The organism is Blautia sp. OM06-15AC, from assembly GCF_003481425.1.
GTDB classification, from domain to species: domain Bacteria; phylum Bacillota; class Clostridia; order Lachnospirales; family Lachnospiraceae; genus Fusicatenibacter; species Fusicatenibacter saccharivorans.
The window spans coordinates 1-12,893 of sequence record NZ_QULD01000012.1; the positions used below are offsets into that span (position 1 = coordinate 1).

Here is a 12,893-nt window from a genome sequence, read left to right on the forward strand (position 1 = left end):
CTTTATTCAAAAAATATCATTTTAAGGCTTGACTTTTAATAGTTAGTCTTTCATAAATCAATTTTGTACAGTACAGATACTAATTCTAAATTGAAATGGTTGAATTATTTTCTTCTGTTCCTTACATTTTAGATAATACACCTTTTATTTCTTGAAATTTTATTCATGTAATAAAATCGACTGTCTATGTAATTTTTGTTAGAATATTAATAGTTTTGTTTTTTCACATCTTCCATATAAAAATATTACTGTCTACCAACGTAACCGTTCAAAACAAAAATCTTTTCTACAATGTCAAAAGCGGATATGCGCTAAATCGCATATCCGCTCCAAATTCTTTCAAACCGCAAATAATATTTCCCTATATATTCTCTGCAACTCTCATAATATTCAATTATCCCACCATATTTTTCGATATTTGCTAGGTGTCCTCCCATACTTCTGCTGAAACGCCTGGTTAAACGTCCATTGGCTTTCAAATCCGAATTCAAGATAAATATCCATAATCCTTTTATCTGTATTTTCCAGCAGATTGGAATAATAATGATGTAATATTCATCACCAAAAATGATTATCAAATTTCAACAAAAAGATGTAAATAATATCAAATACACCGTCTACCTTTTACCTCAATTTTTTTAATCAATCTTATTTCCGCTTACCAACATTTTCTTTTTTTAAAATTTTAGAAGTTTTTACAAGTGCTTCTATTAAAGTTAAACCTGTCAGAATTACAGCAACCCCCATCATAAATAATGTCCATGCTTTGCCCTTATCAAAGGTTACCAAAATAGCTATCACAGCTACAGGCATGTTTATATATCCTAAACTTGTTGCCCATTGAATAAAAAAGTTCGGCCAAAACTTTTTCTCTTCTTCCACTTCATTCACTGTTTTCACTTTTTTGGCGAAATAAAGCATACAGACTATAGATACAGCTATCAGTATTATTTTCCATACACAATTAACTTTCGTTTCCTCTGGTGGAAAAAAGGTATCTATCATGATAACTGCTATTCCAATGATAAATGCTATTTCACTATACAATCCTGAATAAGCGGAATCTTTCATGTCATTTACTTTTTTCTCTAAAGCAGTAATTACAGATTGGTGATACTGTTTTGCACTTTTCTTATTTCTGTTCATGTAATAAATCCTCCATTAATAATAACATACTATTTCATCTCAATTATATCTCCCAAAAACTATAACTTTTTCAACCGATACCCCACATTGACCAACGTTTCGATAATATCATGTCCCATCTTTTTTCTTATCTTCCATATCACATATTCTACTGTTCTGTATGGTATCTGATCATCATGATAATGAATACCCCATACAGAATGATAAATATTTGTCTTTGGCATTACCCAGTTTGGCTTTAAAGCCAGTAGATATAAAACTTCAAATTCCCTGGGTGTCAGGTCTATCTCCTTTCCTTCGTAGATAACCTGATAGGACATTGGATTTAACTGTAATTTCCCGTTGCCCAACACTACATTCTCTTTATATTCTGGAAAAACATACTTCATGTGTATGCCTCCTCTTGATTTGTAAATTCAACTTTTCTCATTCCAGAAAGAAATACTGGACGAAAACTCCCCGCCCAGCACTTCTTCAATTATCAGTTATTTTAATGCACTCTCTATATCCTCCGCTGCCTTTTCCATAATTTGAAGATACTCTCGGAGCTTTTCAGACTGGATATTTTCCTTTTCTGCAAGTGAATTGATCAGAAAACAACTTGTTTTTATGCAGCTTAGCGGATTTCGGATATTGCTCTGCAGTTCCGCCCGCATAGTACGATAATCATTTTCTATATCCAGTGTCCTTGTTACTGCCCTCTCACAAATATCCAGTAGTTGATTGATACACTCTGCCAACTCCTGCACCGGATTATTCAAATACCTGCACCTAACTCTTTGTTCCAAACATTGTTCAGAAAGAATACCATTCAAATCATTTAACAGCAGTCTACATTCTCTATCACATTCCATTTCTACAGTTCCATTCATGCGCGATAATCAATAATAGAAAATTCCTTTTTCTCAGGTCGGTATTTGTATATAAGATCATAGGCGCCATAATTTTCGTCTAAATCTTCACTTATGTAAAGAGCAGCTATCCCCAAACTTTTTGCTGCATGATAAGTAAGTATTGCAAGATCTGCCTTACTCTGCTCTTGCATTCTTTTGAATAAATCGAATATCACAACAACCTTTCTGCCTCCAGAAAAGGCACGCGCACAGATACATCTCATTTTTTCTCTATGATTAAGATCCGAAGGATATTTTTGTAATAAGTGGCCTATGTCAAAAGCCTTAACCAATTCCTCTATATTGGATTTATCTCCATCTAACAGACTTGGCATAGAAATGTTTTCTTCAACCGTCATAAATTCAATCAGCGGAAACTCTTCTGCCGCTATTCCAAACAAGCGCCTGTTTAAAAGAGAACGACTATTTTCGTCCAAATCAAGCCAGTCTTTATTACATACAAATATCTCTCCTGTTTTTGGTTTTTTATATCCGCAAAAGATTTCAAAAAGTATCCGTCCAAAATTTTCCCCACACATAAAATAGCAAACTTCTTTGGAATTTACCTCAATGTTTAAATTTTGTATATGGGCTTCCTCATCTGCCATATTTTCAACTAGAAATGGATACATAGTTTCTCTCCCTTTGTATTAAAAAGGCACTAGATAACAGAAAATTCTTACCTAGTGCCTTTTTCTAAACTGCCTTTGTCTGTATTTGCAAGTTTTACCACCAGCTAGTTACTACTGCTGTACAGTTATTGTATCCACTCTCCATACAATCGTGTAAACAGTCATCAGGATCACAGTACTGTACTTCAATTTCAAATATTTCTTCCTGTACTGTTCTTTTTAATTTCTCCATAATAACTCCTATCTCCAACCGGTAATAATCGCATCACAGTTATTGACCCCTGAGTGTATGCAATCATGCAGACAATCATCAGGATCACAATACTGTACTTCAATTTCAAATGTTTCTTCCTGTACCATTTTTTCTAATTCCTTCATAATGACTCTCCTTTATCTCCAACCGGTAATAATTGCATCACAGTTATTGACCCCTGAGTGTATGCAATCATGCAGACAATCATTAGGATCACAATACTGTACTTCGATTTCAAATGTTTCTTCCTGTACTACTTTTTCCATTTCCTTCATAATGGCCTCCTTCTACCTCCAACCGGTAATAATTGCATCACAGTTATTAGTTCCTGAGTGTATACAATCGTGCAGACAATCATCAGGATCACAATACTGTACTTCGATTTCAAATGTTTCTTCCTGTACTACTTTTTCCATTTCCTTCATAATGGCCTCCTTCTACCTCCAACCGGTAATAATTGCATCGCAGTTATTAGTTCCTGAGTGTATACAATCATGTAGGCACTCGTCTGGATCGCAATACTGCACTTCGATGTCGAATGTTTCTTCCTGTATTACTTGCTCTAAAATCCTCATACTCTTTCGCCTCCTTTCCAAGTAATTTTATATTTAATAAACTTAAATATCCTATCCCTCAATTCTAAGTTTTTCTACAATACTGCCTTTGCTAAATACCTTATATAATAATTTAGGTAAAAATATTGTTAGTATAACAATATTTCCACCTATAAGAATAGCTGGCCATATTACCATATCAAAATGCATAAACCATGTATCTTTACAAATCGGACCAATCAATAAAAATCCCGATACTAACGAACACACTAAGCCTAAAAGAGCTGCATAAACAGAATATAGCAGACTTTCTCCTGTTATCAAAACTTTAATCTGTTTTTTGCTCATTCCCACACTTTCCATTATGGCAAATTCTCTTCTCCGACTCAAAATATTTGCAATTGTTAAATTCAAAAAATTGATAAGACCTGAAATTCCAATAATACAACTAACAACAATTCCCACTGCATAAATTGTATTTTTCATACTTTCCATATCCTGTTTTATCAACTCAGCAGAATTAAATCCAACTTTTCCTTCAAAATTTTCAACGAATACTTCAATCTCCGATGAAATTTGTTTCATATTTTTTTCATCGACATTGAATGTATAATTCATGATTGTTGGATTTTGATATAAATCTACAAATGATTTTGAGGAAAGGTAGAACATCGGTGCATCTCCTCCAACAATATTTATACCTGTCGTCATATTAGGAGCCTCATATTCTGTCGGGCTAACATACGCATGTGCAATAACCGTATAAAGTTTTTCCTCACCATCAACAAAAGCCTTTATTTTATCACCTAAATTGCATTGAAATTCTCTCGTATCTTTTGAAGTACGTGAAACTGGCAATGCTTCTATCAAGAAATTCTCTTGCTCCATTTTATGAAAAATACTATTCTGCTCTATACCTGCAATAGAGTCTACTAAATTCATTCTCTGGTAAACATTTTCATCTATTCCATAGACATTACAAATTGGAAAATTATTATTTCCCAGTATTACACGCCCATTTTCTGTAGCTACCATCTTCACTCCATTTTCAGATATAATTTCATCTTGTATTGGTGCATTATAATCAAATGTAACGTTTAAATCATCTAATGTATTTTTATATATAATCCCTTCCGCATTAATTTTAAAGTTTGCCTTAATGCTATCTATTACTTGGGGTTCTAAACCATCACTATGTCGTGTATAACCTTTTAAATTATTAAATAGATTACCACTTCCGATTTCAATATCCGCAGCACTTTGTAATCCAACCCCTTTTTCTATACTAATACTATTTGCCAGAATAAAAACTGAATTAAAAAACACACAACATAATGCAATAGATATAACAATAAAAATACTTCTTTTTTTGTTTCTTCTAAAATTATCATTTGCCATTTTAATTATGCTAAATTTATGCGTTTTTTTCTTTTTCTTATTTTTTCTTATTCCCGTTTCCTTTATAGCTACCAATGGGGAAATTTTAGATATAGTACGTAATGGTTTACCAATACTTATTTTAACCGTTGCAATCGTAAATATCGTTGCCACAACAAAAATCAACGGATTTGGTGCTATTACTATTTCTGTTTTTAAATATTCACTTGCAATAGTATTCACTGTAAACGGTAAAATAGATTTACCGATAAAATACCCTGTAACTAAACCAACTGGTATTCCTAGCACAAGTAACCACAATGTCTGGATTTTAACAAGTAATGCAATCTGAGATTGTGTCGTACCAATAGTTTTAAGTAGTCCATAATTTTTTATATCCTGCATAGCTGAAATAGAATAAATATTATTAATAAGCAAGTAGCCTGCCAAAATAAATAAAACTATAAAGATAATCACTGCGCCAATCACAGAAAAATCCAATTGTGGATTTGTAATTGAATTCACTGCACCAGATACAACATCTTTTCCTTTTTGCTCGTTAAAACCTTCAATGATCTTATTTATTTGTTGCTCCACGTTCTTTTTAGATTCAAAAATCACCTCTGAGAAATACGTTCCAGCATATTCCATGTCCTCATCGTATGTATAGGGAAACAAAGATTCATTTTTATTCATAAACTCCTCTGACACTAGCAATACACTAACTTGTGAATTTCTAGCTTCCCACCATCCGGAAACTGTCATTTCATAAACATAATGCTCTTCTCTTAAATCAAATTCTATCCTGACCTTTTCTCCTACTTTGGGTGTTACTCCTAAACTTTCTAATGCTTTATCTGTAGTAGCAATTTCATTAGCCTTTTTCGGTGCTTTCCCATGCGTTGGCCTATTAAAAGTTAATTCTTGCTCTATTTGATCCATATAATCAATTTCAACATTATGATTCTTTGTATTACTTGCAAATCCTATCGGTCTTCGACAACCACTAACTTTTATGTTGCTATTTTCCTGCAACTGCTCAAACTCATTTTTTGTTAAATATCTTATATCTCCGTCTGCTTTACTTCCCTTTTGCATCTGCATAGTAGTCTGTATTGATTGATATGTTCCCGTACAGATTGTTAACATAGAAGTAAATAGCATAGTGGTTAGTATAATTGCCAAAATAGTAATTATATTTCGTGTTTTACTTTTTCCAAAATTCTTTTTTGCAAGATTAAAGATACACTTTTTATTTCTAGTCAAATACACCGCATTCCCTCCCATTATGCGTCTATAATTTTCCCGTCCTGAATTCTAATAATTCTATCCGCCATTTGAGCCAAATTCATATTATGCGTAATCATAACAATAGTCTGACAAAATCGCTGACTTGTTTGTTTCAATAAGCCCATTACTTCAAGACTTGATTGTGTGTCAAGATTTCCTGTCGGTTCGTCAGCCAAGATGATAGCCGGTTTTGTAATCAAAGCTCTGGCAATTGCAACCCTCTGTTGTTGCCCACCTGATAGATTTCCAGGAAGATTCTCCAATTTTTTATCAATGCCCAAAATTGTAACAATTTTGTTCAAAAAATCTTTATCTATATCATTTCCGTCTAATTCCACTGGAAAGACAATATTTTCATAAACATTTAATGTTGGAATTAAATTATAATTTTGAAAAACAAAGCCAATGTTCCTTCTGCGAAAAACCGTTAGTTCTTCTTCATTTAATTGTCCTATTTTTTTGCCTTTTACTAAAACACTCCCAGAAGTTGGTATGTCTAATCCACCAATCATATTTAATAATGTAGATTTTCCACTCCCTGAAGCGCCAACAATAGCAACAAATTCACCTTCTTCTATCTCTAAAGAAACCCCATCTAAAGCTTTTGTAATATATTCACCGGAATCATAATATTTTTTCAATTCCTTTGTTTCAAGTATAGTCATGCTATTACTTCCTCCATCCTAGAATTTTTAGTTTTTATAAATCCATAACCATATAGGGTTTAAGATTTCCTTTATATCCATAATCTCACCTTCCTATGCTATTGAAAAACTCCTCTATTTCTACAGAGTCAAAATAAAATTCTGTAATTTTTCCATTCGTAATTCGATATAATGCTGGAACACCTGCAATCAGCATATCTTCATAATTTGTAATAGAAGCATAGTCAATTTCCGGTGTCTGAATATCTGTATAAATATCTCCTACCTGTGACCCAGGAAAAGCAGGAATATCGTCTGGGGTAATGGTCACAAAATTAAAACGCATTCGCTTTCCGTAATCATTCTTCATATTTTGGTATTTTTCTTCCGATTCGCCCGGTAAAAATACCTTGTTTCCATCACTGTCCACATATCCTATCTTTTTGTTATATTTGGAGCGTGTTGCTGTCCAGTTATATTTTTGTAAAGGACGATTTTCTCTTAAAGCATAATCTACAAAATATACATTATCATTTTCTGCCGCAAAATTCAGCATTTTATCTTTTACCTGATTGCAAAACGGGCACTGAACCATATAAAAATAAACGTAGTAATCCTCCTGGTTCTGATTAAACATATCCTTCAAATTGATTTTCGTAACATTTTCGTATGGATCTTCCTCAGAAGCCACAATAGCAGCCTCTTCCCCTGTTGAATAAGCAAGAACACTCTCTGCATTTAAAGATACTGTCATCACTGTAGCCGCTGTTAATAAACCTACTGTTTTTAAAAGTCTTTTTCTATTCTTCATAACTAATTCCCCCATAATAATTTTTCTAAATGTCCTTTTTGTTTTTCACAAAACTTCTGGAAGATTTCCTCGTCGCTCTGCATTCCCAGAGTAAAATTGATACAAGAATGACAGAACAGATTCACATCACAATCCTTACATTTTTCCATTCTCCAAGGTCTTAACTTTTCCAATTCCTCTTTCCATGCCGGGTTCTCAATAATTTCTGTAATTGGTGTTTCCAGCAGATTTCCCATAAAAAGATTTTCCAAATTGCTAAGTGGAGCACAAGGATATACATCTCCGTTTTCACTGATATTTAACTCCTTTTTACCAGGCTGACATAATGCACATCTTAAATGCTGCTTTTCCAATTTTTCTATGTATTCCATTGGTGGAAGCAATTCTCTTTGGTTCTCTTCTCCTCTTCCTGAAGGAGCAAATCTTCGGATCAATGGTTTTACATCTAACTCTTCACATAATTTATAAAAATCCTGATCATGTCCATAGGTATATTTTGTTTCCAGCATGGAAACAGATACTTTTTCCATTCCAGCTTCTTTTAATTTTTTGATCCCAGCAATCACCCGGTCATAAATCCCTTCTCCTCGCACTTTTGTGCAGCTATAGGAATCAAAACCATCAAGACTGACGGAAACACCATCAACATTCTTTTTAATGATTTCCATAAGCCGGTCATTCAGCAGTAACGCATTTGTAGACAAGGTAATTGCACCTTTATAATTTGCCCTTAAATATTCCAGTATCTCGCAGAAATCAGGACGGATTAACGGTTCCCCACCTGTCAGGTTAATCTGTTCTGGATTTAAAACCAACACCTGAACAATCACCTTTTTCCAGTCTTCCGTATTCATGTGATCTACTTCTTCTATACAAGCAGACGCCACACAATGTTTACATCTTAGATTACACCTATTGGTCAAAGAAAGATATACGATCTGATACGGATAGGTTATCTCATTTTTCATCTGTTCTTGCGAAATATAAAAATGAATCCGGCACAGTTTCTGAAATAACTTATAGGCATTTTTCTTTACCACAGTATCTTCTTCCTCAATGGTAAAATCCCCATTGTTCTCTTCCAGATATTTTTCAAGATACTGAAAATAAGCCTCTGAGGTTTTTACAAATCCTCCGTTTCTGGTGTTACACAAAACAACTCTTTCTTCACGTACTAAAACTTTTGCATTTGGACTTCTCATATACATATCTGGTTCCCTCCTTTACAACTCAATGATAAAGTCTGCATTTTTTTCTGCATCCGCTTCATGCGAAAATAAAATAACAATGCTATTCTGTTTCAAGTGTTCTATAATATCATAAAATTCTTTTTTAGAAACACTATCCAGGTTTGATGTAGGTTCATCAAAAATATATACAGAACGTTCTCTACATACTGTCCGGATAATACCAATTTTCTGTGCCTGCCCACCTGAAACGCTTCCAGTATCAATAAGCTCCGACTCTAATGTACGCCCCATTTCTTCCAAATCTTTATAAAATGATAATAAAGAAATATATTTTTCTACCGGAATAGAATCATTAAGAGCAATATTATTTCTTATAGTGTCACGAAAAATCGGCGGCTTTTGAAAACAAATTCCTATTGTTTCTGTAAGTATTTCCCTGGAAAGATTAGTAATGCTTTTCCCATCTAACAATATAGTTCCTGAAAAGTCATTCCAGATTTTTAACAAGATACCAGCCAGTGTACTTTTTCCTGAACCATTTTTCCCTTTAATCAGATAAATAGAGCCCTTCTCAAGATACATATTCAAATTTTTTCTATATACTTTTACATCTTTATAACTGAAATTTACATCTTTTATTTCAATTTTTGATATATCCATTTGCTTCACCCCACAATCTCATTAATTCGGTCCATTGATACTTTTGCCTTTTGGAACTGTCCAATTACAAGCATGATTGAGGACAGCGGATTAAACATTCTTTGTGTGTACATAATAATCACTGTCAGCTCTCCAAACTGTACCTGTCCCTTAATCACCATAACACCACTGATTGCCAGTACAATCAAAAAAGTAGTGGTACTAATGAGCTGCGGTACTGAACGGTTATAGGCCATTAACATATTTTGCTTTAGGATTTCATTTCGCAAAGAAGTTTCGTTCCTGCAAAATTTGTCTATATAGTAATTTCTTCCATTTAACGCCAGATACTCATAAAGGTTGCTTACAAACTCCTTAATCAGACCATTTCCAACATCCATTTTTCCCATTACTTTTCTGGACTGGCTCATGATTTTTTTGTTGAAGAAAATCTGAATAGCAATAAGAATCGGATAAATCAAAAGCATAAACCAAAAGATAACCGGATTAATCTGTATCAGGATTACCGCTGTAATAATCACAGTCACAATTTGTATCAGCAAATCAGAAAGCATACGGGAAGAGAGCATCTCTATATTATTAACATCTGCATTCATGCTGGTCATAAACAGATTTGATTTCTTCTCTATTTCCTTCCCATCAACCTGAAACATTGCTTGTATCAACAATAACTTGATTTTAACAATAAAACCATTTGACATTTTGCAAAACAGATAACTCAATGCCAATGCTACTGTAATAGATACAAGCTGGCATATAGCCATATATGCAACATTGGTAATAACCGCTCCTGGATCTTTTGCCGGAACTGCCTTATCCAGAATATTGGTAATTAACTGAGGATAAATATAAGTCACTATGGCGTCCATAGCTACCAATATAATTCCAAACAGATAACCCCATTTATACTTTCGTATCTGCTCCAAAACAACATTCTTTTTCTTCATAACACATATTCCTTCTTAAATGTTCAACCAGATTATACAGGGTACAAGCATCACCTACTTTTATGGCATGATAATCCGGTTTCGTAATTTTCAATTCCCCATATATCCCGCTGATAAAATCATAAAAATTAAAGAAATTCACTCCTGTAATTTGGGAAAGAAATGGATACCTGCTGATTTCGCCAAGGGAAGATGTGCAGCCAAACTCTAACAATCTCCTGTGTATTTTTTCCAAAATCATCTGTCCCACTTCATCAGTCTGGAGCTTTCCTACACACTCTAAATCAATTTCTTCTAAAGGATCATCTGTCTTTTCCAGTATGTTTAATGCCTCCTGTACGCTTTTTATATTCGGTGCTGTTTGCATAGCTCTGGCCAGAATACCTGCCACATAAGCATTTCCCTTTGAAGTTCCCTTAAAAAAATTATATCGTCCGGATTTTCCTGCAACAAATATCGGTGAAATATCCGCCAGAACCTGAACGTTTGCCGCCCTGTCTACAAGAATTTTTTTCTTTGCATCTGGTAATAATTTCCCCACACCAATCACACTTTTATAAATTGCCGGTATGGTATTCTTTGCATTATTACATTCCGAAGTACAGATAATCTTTCCCTGTTTTTCCAAGTCATTACAAATGTCCCTCAATTCCTTTTCCATAGCAGGATCAAGAATTTGTGTTACGGAAAGGCTCAAACAGATGAGATCCACCTGTAGTTCCCTGCACTTTTTTAATGCGGCAAGCAGTAAAGAACTGGTCGTTTTTCCTAATTCATTTACAATTTTTATAGGATAAAATTGTGTCTGCTCTGCAAATTGTAAGATACAATCAATGCAGTTGGTTCCATGACCAAAAACATCATCAAAATTTCCCTCTTCAACAATTCCATTATCTTCTGCACTTTTTTGAAAAGAGAATCCCTGAATTACATGCTGCATAATTTCCTGATTTTGTGTATCTACACCGGAGTCTACAACTGCCACTTTAGGACTATACATGGAATCCCTCCAATATATATTTATACTTTTTATAAATCCGATAAACAATATCTCTTTCATTGCACTGGAAAGCAGAAACAGTGTAGTAATCTCCGGTATATGCTTTATTAATCAGTTTACATACCTGGCTGGAGCAATTCTGTTTAAATGTACAATCTCCACACCCTGTCACCGGAATTTCGTTAATCTTATGGAGAGCCTCCAGTTTTTCCGGTTGTAATCCTTTCCAAACATCTCCCAGCCAATAATCCACTTTATCCGCAGCTAATGCACATGGGTAAATTCCACCATCCGCAGATATATGGAATGTATTTGTTCCACCGTCACAGCCAGTACGTCTTCTGAAGGTTGCCTCTTTAATATTGAATAATAAATACTGTGCTGCTTTTTTATCTTTTTCTATCATGTATTCCATGATTTTTTCGTAGTTTTCATAATATATCTGCATATCTTGCTGGTTCCATGCAGCCCCGGCATCTAATGCAAAAGTTACTACTCCCATATCCATCTGATCCAGATAAATATAATTTTCAGCCATAGCCGGAAGGGTTTCCTTATTGACAGTCATTCTGACCCGGATGTATTCACCTTGCTCTTTTAAAAACTTTAAGGTTTCCACTACTTTATCAAAGGAAGACTCACCATTTGGATAAATACGGTTTGTATCATTTGTTTTCCTATTTCCATCAATGCTTACAGAAATCTGTACCTTACCCTTTATAAAATCATAAATATCCTTCTCAAACACTGTTCCATTTGTTGTCATTGTAAAAATAATATGACCATCATACCGTTCTTTTAAGGTTTTTATAATATACCGAATAACGTCAAAATTCAGTAATGGCTCACCACCATGTAAAGCCACATTAATCCGTTTTCCTGCAGCAACAGTTGCATCAAATTTATCAGTAAAATATTTAATTGTCTGTTCTGCTGTTTCCAATGTCATTGTTTTTGGCTGCTTATGTACATAGCAGTATTTACAAGCTAAATTGCATCTTTCAGTTACCCAAAATGTAATATTCATTTGGCTTTCCCCCTTTCTTATAGAATTAGTATACTTACAAAATCTTACCAAATTATTACGCTAGAAAAATATGTATAAATACAAAAGTGTCCCTGTAGGAAAATAAATCTGCTCCTAAACCAGAAAAAGATCCTTGCCTTTAAAACAAGAATCTTTTTCTGTAATTTTTCGTTCTTTACCAGATTGTTGTCATATAGGCATCACAGTTATTGACACCTTCATGTTTGCAATCGTGATAACAATCACTTGGATCACAATACTGCACTTCAACATCAAATACAACTTCCTGGATTTTTTTCTCCATTTTTTCCATATAGCATTCCTCCGTCTTACCAGATTGTTGTCATATAGGCATCGCAATTGTTAACGCCTTCACCGTAACAATCGTGATAACAATCACTTGGGTCACAATACTGCACTTCGACATCAAATACAACTTCCTGAACTCTCTTTTCTAAATCTTTCATGG

At 34.0% G+C, this 12,893-nt stretch carries 19 protein-coding genes; all 19 read right to left on the reverse strand.

Annotated features, from left to right (window positions below):
- Positions 1 to 390: 390 nt before the first annotated feature.
- A complete protein-coding gene (locus tag DXB83_RS17295; RefSeq protein WP_117689878.1) occupies positions 391 to 555 on the reverse strand; it encodes a helix-turn-helix domain-containing protein in 165 nt (54 codons plus the stop codon).
- Between the two features lie 93 nt (positions 556 to 648).
- On the reverse strand, positions 649 to 1,146 hold the full coding sequence (locus DXB83_RS13510) for a hypothetical protein (RefSeq protein WP_117689877.1): 498 nt from the start codon (positions 1,144 to 1,146) through the stop codon (positions 649 to 651).
- A 59-nt stretch (positions 1,147 to 1,205) separates the two neighbouring features.
- On the reverse strand, positions 1,206 to 1,535 hold the full coding sequence (locus DXB83_RS13515; RefSeq protein WP_117689876.1) for a winged helix-turn-helix domain-containing protein: 330 nt from the start codon (positions 1,533 to 1,535) through the stop codon (positions 1,206 to 1,208).
- A 96-nt stretch (positions 1,536 to 1,631) separates the two neighbouring features.
- Positions 1,632 to 2,000 carry a hypothetical protein gene (locus DXB83_RS13520; protein ID WP_147330971.1) on the reverse strand — a complete coding sequence of 123 codons (369 nt, stop codon included), beginning with the start codon at positions 1,998 to 2,000 and terminating at the stop codon, positions 1,632 to 1,634.
- A gap of 14 nt (positions 2,001 to 2,014) precedes the next feature.
- Positions 2,015 to 2,671 (reverse strand): hypothetical protein, encoded by a 657-nt coding sequence (locus tag DXB83_RS13525; protein ID WP_117689874.1) that lies wholly within the window; start codon positions 2,669 to 2,671, stop codon positions 2,015 to 2,017.
- A 94-nt stretch (positions 2,672 to 2,765) separates the two neighbouring features.
- Entirely contained in the window at positions 2,766 to 2,903 is a 138-nt protein-coding gene (locus DXB83_RS16540) for a hypothetical protein (RefSeq protein ID WP_158555573.1), read from the reverse strand.
- An 8-nt stretch (positions 2,904 to 2,911) separates the two neighbouring features.
- Complete coding sequence (locus tag DXB83_RS16545) at positions 2,912 to 3,049, reverse strand: hypothetical protein (protein WP_158555574.1); 138 nt, start codon at positions 3,047 to 3,049, stop codon at positions 2,912 to 2,914.
- A gap of 12 nt (positions 3,050 to 3,061) precedes the next feature.
- Complete coding sequence (locus tag DXB83_RS16550; protein ID WP_158555575.1) at positions 3,062 to 3,199, reverse strand: hypothetical protein; 138 nt, start codon at positions 3,197 to 3,199, stop codon at positions 3,062 to 3,064.
- A gap of 12 nt (positions 3,200 to 3,211) precedes the next feature.
- Entirely contained in the window at positions 3,212 to 3,349 is a 138-nt protein-coding gene (locus DXB83_RS16555) for a hypothetical protein (RefSeq protein ID WP_158555576.1), read from the reverse strand.
- 201 nt (positions 3,350 to 3,550) lie between these two features.
- A complete protein-coding gene (locus DXB83_RS13530) occupies positions 3,551 to 6,127 on the reverse strand; it encodes an ABC transporter permease (protein ID WP_158581115.1) in 2,577 nt (858 codons plus the stop codon).
- Between the two features lie 14 nt (positions 6,128 to 6,141).
- Positions 6,142 to 6,810 carry an ABC transporter ATP-binding protein gene (locus DXB83_RS13535; RefSeq protein ID WP_117689869.1) on the reverse strand — a complete coding sequence of 223 codons (669 nt, stop codon included), beginning with the start codon at positions 6,808 to 6,810 and terminating at the stop codon, positions 6,142 to 6,144.
- Positions 6,811 to 6,895: 85 nt separating this feature from the next.
- Positions 6,896 to 7,600: a hypothetical protein gene (locus tag DXB83_RS13540; RefSeq protein ID WP_117738816.1), complete on the reverse strand. Its 705-nt coding sequence runs from the start codon at positions 7,598 to 7,600 to the stop codon at positions 6,896 to 6,898.
- A 2-nt stretch (positions 7,601 to 7,602) separates the two neighbouring features.
- Positions 7,603 to 8,808 (reverse strand): radical SAM/SPASM domain-containing protein, encoded by a 1,206-nt coding sequence (locus DXB83_RS13545; RefSeq protein ID WP_117689867.1) that lies wholly within the window; start codon positions 8,806 to 8,808, stop codon positions 7,603 to 7,605.
- Between the two features lie 15 nt (positions 8,809 to 8,823).
- Positions 8,824 to 9,450 (reverse strand): ABC transporter ATP-binding protein, encoded by a 627-nt coding sequence (locus DXB83_RS13550; RefSeq protein ID WP_147330228.1) that lies wholly within the window; start codon positions 9,448 to 9,450, stop codon positions 8,824 to 8,826.
- Positions 9,451 to 9,455: 5 nt separating this feature from the next.
- Positions 9,456 to 10,397 carry an ABC transporter transmembrane domain-containing protein gene (locus tag DXB83_RS13555; protein ID WP_117738817.1) on the reverse strand — a complete coding sequence of 314 codons (942 nt, stop codon included), beginning with the start codon at positions 10,395 to 10,397 and terminating at the stop codon, positions 9,456 to 9,458.
- Positions 10,354 to 11,397: a S8 family serine peptidase gene (locus DXB83_RS13560; protein ID WP_158581116.1), complete on the reverse strand. Its 1,044-nt coding sequence runs from the start codon at positions 11,395 to 11,397 to the stop codon at positions 10,354 to 10,356. Before DXB83_RS13560 ends, DXB83_RS13555 begins: the two co-directional genes overlap by 44 nt.
- A complete protein-coding gene (locus DXB83_RS13565; RefSeq protein WP_117738819.1) occupies positions 11,390 to 12,424 on the reverse strand; it encodes a radical SAM protein in 1,035 nt (344 codons plus the stop codon). The genes DXB83_RS13560 and DXB83_RS13565 overlap by 8 nt, the downstream gene beginning before the upstream one ends.
- Before the next feature lie 175 nt (positions 12,425 to 12,599).
- Positions 12,600 to 12,737 (reverse strand): hypothetical protein, encoded by a 138-nt coding sequence (locus tag DXB83_RS16560; protein WP_158581117.1) that lies wholly within the window; start codon positions 12,735 to 12,737, stop codon positions 12,600 to 12,602.
- A gap of 16 nt (positions 12,738 to 12,753) precedes the next feature.
- On the reverse strand, positions 12,754 to 12,891 hold the full coding sequence (locus DXB83_RS16565; RefSeq protein WP_158581118.1) for a hypothetical protein: 138 nt from the start codon (positions 12,889 to 12,891) through the stop codon (positions 12,754 to 12,756).
- Positions 12,892 to 12,893: the final 2 nt, after the last annotated feature.

Excerpts from the sequence above, each read along its gene's own strand:
- DXB83_RS13510 (WP_117689877.1), bottom strand. The coding sequence starts at position 1,146 with ATGAACAGAAATAAGAAAAGTGCAAAACAGTATCACCAATCTGTAATT.
- DXB83_RS13515 (WP_117689876.1), bottom strand. The coding sequence starts at position 1,535 with ATGAAGTATGTTTTTCCAGAATATAAAGAGAATGTAGTGTTGGGCAAC.
- DXB83_RS13520 (WP_147330971.1), bottom strand. The coding sequence starts at position 2,000 with ATGGAATGTGATAGAGAATGTAGACTGCTGTTAAATGATTTGAATGGT.
- DXB83_RS13525 (WP_117689874.1), bottom strand. The coding sequence starts at position 2,671 with ATGTATCCATTTCTAGTTGAAAATATGGCAGATGAGGAAGCCCATATA.
- DXB83_RS16540 (WP_158555573.1), bottom strand. The coding sequence starts at position 2,903 with ATGGAGAAATTAAAAAGAACAGTACAGGAAGAAATATTTGAAATTGAA.
- DXB83_RS16545 (WP_158555574.1), bottom strand. The coding sequence starts at position 3,049 with ATGAAGGAATTAGAAAAAATGGTACAGGAAGAAACATTTGAAATTGAA.
- DXB83_RS16550 (WP_158555575.1), bottom strand. The coding sequence starts at position 3,199 with ATGAAGGAAATGGAAAAAGTAGTACAGGAAGAAACATTTGAAATCGAA.
- DXB83_RS16555 (WP_158555576.1), bottom strand. The coding sequence starts at position 3,349 with ATGAAGGAAATGGAAAAAGTAGTACAGGAAGAAACATTTGAAATCGAA.
- DXB83_RS13535 (WP_117689869.1), bottom strand. The coding sequence starts at position 6,810 with ATGACTATACTTGAAACAAAGGAATTGAAAAAATATTATGATTCCGGT.
- DXB83_RS13540 (WP_117738816.1), bottom strand. The coding sequence starts at position 7,600 with ATGAAGAATAGAAAAAGACTTTTAAAAACAGTAGGTTTATTAACAGCG.
- DXB83_RS13545 (WP_117689867.1), bottom strand. The coding sequence starts at position 8,808 with ATGTATATGAGAAGTCCAAATGCAAAAGTTTTAGTACGTGAAGAAAGA.
- DXB83_RS13550 (WP_147330228.1), bottom strand. The coding sequence starts at position 9,450 with ATGGATATATCAAAAATTGAAATAAAAGATGTAAATTTCAGTTATAAA.
- DXB83_RS13555 (WP_117738817.1), bottom strand. The coding sequence starts at position 10,397 with ATGAAGAAAAAGAATGTTGTTTTGGAGCAGATACGAAAGTATAAATGG.
- DXB83_RS13560 (WP_158581116.1), bottom strand. The coding sequence starts at position 11,397 with ATGTATAGTCCTAAAGTGGCAGTTGTAGACTCCGGTGTAGATACACAA.
- DXB83_RS13565 (WP_117738819.1), bottom strand. The coding sequence starts at position 12,424 with ATGAATATTACATTTTGGGTAACTGAAAGATGCAATTTAGCTTGTAAA.
- DXB83_RS16560 (WP_158581117.1), bottom strand. The coding sequence starts at position 12,737 with ATGGAAAAAATGGAGAAAAAAATCCAGGAAGTTGTATTTGATGTTGAA.
- DXB83_RS16565 (WP_158581118.1), bottom strand. The coding sequence starts at position 12,891 with ATGAAAGATTTAGAAAAGAGAGTTCAGGAAGTTGTATTTGATGTCGAA.